The organism is uncultured Phenylobacterium sp., assembly GCF_902826855.1.
Taxonomy (GTDB): Bacteria; Pseudomonadota; Alphaproteobacteria; order Caulobacterales; family Caulobacteraceae; genus Phenylobacterium.
Genome location: NZ_CADEGK010000330.1, coordinates 1 through 2,966, shown reverse-complemented (window position 1 = coordinate 2,966; position 2,966 = coordinate 1). Strand labels below are relative to the sequence as shown.

Here is a 2,966-nt window from a genome sequence, read left to right as displayed (position 1 = left end):
CAGGGGAGTGGAAAGATGAACACACGTCGTCCAGCTATCGCCGTTCGAGGTATTTTCAGCACACTTCAGTAGCGGTGGGGATGGCAGCCCTTGGCCTGGCATCGCAAGCGCATGAGCAGGAAGACCAGCGGCGCGCCGGTACCGTATCGGAAATCGTGGTCACCGCCGAAAAACGCAGCGCCAGCATCCAAGATGTACCGGTCGCCGTGACCGCCTTCACCGCGGAGATGCGTGAGGAGACCGGCATCCTCTCGGCCCAGCAGCAGCTGAACTTCACCCCCGGCGTCACCTATGAAGGGCCCGGCGGCCGGGTGACGATCCGCGGCATCGGCCAGGCGTCGCTCGGACCGTTCGGACTTGATCCCGGCGTCGCGGTGTACCAGGACGGCTTCTATGTCGCCGACGCGCAGTATCTCGGCGGCTCCACGCTCTCGGTGGAACGAACCGAGGTTCTGCGCGGTCCCCAGGGGACACTCTATGGCCGAAACTCAATCGGCGGCGCGCTCAACTCCATCTCGCGTCGGCCCGATAAGACGCCTGGGGGCGAGTTTCGCGTCGGAGCCAACAACTTCGAGGGGTATAATTTCGAGGGCCGGGTGTCCGGCCCGCTGACAGACTACCTGCGCGCCTCCTTGCGCGTCTCCGCGGACCACCAGAACGAAGGCTACTTCACGAATCTGGCCGGTGCGGGAGACGAAGGCGGCAACGGTCATGGTGCGTCGGCGGAGGCGCAAGTCTCGTTCGACGTGGGCTCGTCGATCGAAGGCTGGGCGCGCTATCTGACGCAACGCCGCACGTCGCATCCTCGCGCCAGCACCGCCGTCTCCAACCCCGATCCCCGCAACACGCCAGGCGGCTTCGCGGGGCTAGGCAACCAAGGCATTCCGAACGTCTTCTTCAATATCGGCCCGCAGTACGGGAACTGGGGCTCGCGCGATTTCAGCACCAACCGTCAGGCGAAGACCAAGCTATCCGACTTCCACCTGTTTACCGGGGAGCTGATCTGGCACGCCTCGGACGCCTTTGACGTCAAGTATGTCGTTGGCGCCAATAGGTATAAGTCACTGGCCACGATCGACCGAGACGCCACCGCGAACCTCAACCTGATCTATCCGCGCGATTTGAGCTTCGGCGCCTTCCCGGCCAATTTCGACACCAACCCCGCCACGGCGCCGGCGAATGGGGGATTCAACCTATCGGACCCCAACGTCGAGGCTTCGTTCATCCCCTTCCGCAATGACCTGCGGGGCAAGACGGCATTCGATTTCGACTCGTTCAGCCATGAGATCAATGTGATCTCGACCCACGAGGGTCCGCTGCAATGGTTGCTGGGAGCGTACTACTACAGCCAGGACTCCGGGTTCCTGGTTACGGACGGGTTCGCGGATGAACCGTTCTACACGGGCATTGTCCCCGATTCAGATTTCGTGAAGGACATCGGTCACCTTGAAACCCGATCGAAGGCGGTCTTCGGTCAGGTCGATTACCAGGTCACGCCGGAGTGGAAAGCCACACTCGGGCTGCGCTACTCCCATGACAAGAAGCGCGGCGTCGAGGGCTTGATCTACACGGGCTTCATCCCGGGCGGCTTCGTCGCCGGGGGGGTCTTCTTCCCGTTCGACGTGTACTTTGCAACCTGCGGCGCTGTCACCTGCGGTCCCGGCGCCGACGGCTCCGTGGCGGCGGCGGCGGACAACACCCTGACCACGCGATCATTGAAAGACAGCTGGAGCGCGGTCACCGGCACGGCGGCCCTGCAATGGACGCCGAATGACGACACCAACGTCTATGCCCGCTACAGCCGTGGCTACAAATCTGGCGGCTTCAATCTCGGCAACGTCGCCGCCGATCCCAATGTAGACAAGGAGACCATCGACACCTACGAGCTGGGCTGGAAACAGAACATCGGCCAGTCTCTGCGGCTGAACAGCGCGATCTTCTTCTACAAGTACCAGGACATGCAGCTGTCCAACGCCGAGATCATCAACAACCTTCAGGTCACGTCCCTCGTCAACGTCAAGCAAGTCGAGAACCTGGGGGCGGAGTTCGAGGCTGCCTGGTCGCCGTTCGAGGGTCTCTACCTGCAGGCGAACTACGCCTATCTCCGCTCGAAGATCACCGACGGCTGCTGCTTTGTCGACAGCTCCGATCCGGCCGGTCTGCAGCCCGGCGCCCAGCCCGTAACCCCTGCGATCATCGTCGCCGGCCAGACTGTCCGCGGCCAGAGCCTAGTGGGCAACAGTGTGCCCGGCACGCCGAAGCACAAGTTCGGTCTGAACGCGACCTACAGCTTCGACCTGCCGGTGGGATCGGCGTCGGTATCGGCAACCTATGTTTGGCGCGACGGCTATTATTCCCAGTTGTTCAATACGCCCAACTGGTCGGTCCCGAGCGGGGAGACCGTGGACCTGCGCGCCGTCTGGCGCTCGCCCGGGGAACGCTTCAGCGTCATCGGCACCGTGAGCAATCTGTTCGACGAGGATGTGCCGATCAGCATCTTCACCGGTACGCCGCAGCAGTCGAACTTCCAGGCCATCACATTGCAGCCCCCACGCGTCGTCAGCGTCGAGCTGCAATACCGATTCTGACGTCCCCGCTTCTTGACCGGCAGGACTTGCTGGGCGCGTCGCTTCTTGGGCGCGTGCTGTCTCGAAGATGCATGGGCGCGCGGATGACGGGAGAAGCGAGATAGTGGACCGAGCTCAAACGCCTGACGGCCGTGGTGACCGGCGGCGGCAGCGGCATCGGCCAGGCCATGTGCCGCAACTGGGCCCAGGCGGGCATGAACGAGGTGGTCGCCGACCTGGAGGGCGCGCGGGCCGATGAGACCGCCCGCGCGATTGAGGCCGCCGGCGGCCGCGCTGTGGCCGTCGCCTGCGAAGTGGGCGAGGCCAAAGCGGTCGAAGGGCTCGTGGAGCGGGCGTAAGACGCCTTCGGCGCCGTCAACGTGGTCTGCAACAACGGCG

The 2,966-nt window shown here is 63.8% G+C and carries 2 protein-coding genes; both read left to right on the top strand.

Translation table 11 applies throughout. The annotated features are described in order from the left end of the window. Window positions 1-80: 80 nt before the first annotated feature. On the top strand, window positions 81-2,588 hold the full coding sequence (locus QZV94_RS24305; RefSeq protein ID WP_293682947.1) for a TonB-dependent receptor: 2,508 nt from the start codon (window positions 81-83) through the stop codon (window positions 2,586-2,588). 131 nt (window positions 2,589-2,719) lie between these two features. Then, window positions 2,720-2,926 (top strand): SDR family NAD(P)-dependent oxidoreductase, encoded by a 207-nt coding sequence (locus tag QZV94_RS24300; RefSeq protein ID WP_293682945.1) that lies wholly within the window; start codon window positions 2,720-2,722, stop codon window positions 2,924-2,926. Window positions 2,927-2,966: the final 40 nt, after the last annotated feature.

What these genes read in the sequence shown, in the direction of transcription:
- QZV94_RS24305 (WP_293682947.1), top strand. Translation starts at nt 81, where the DNA reads ATGGCAGCCCTTGGCCTGGCATCGCAAGCGCATGAGCAGGAAGACCAG.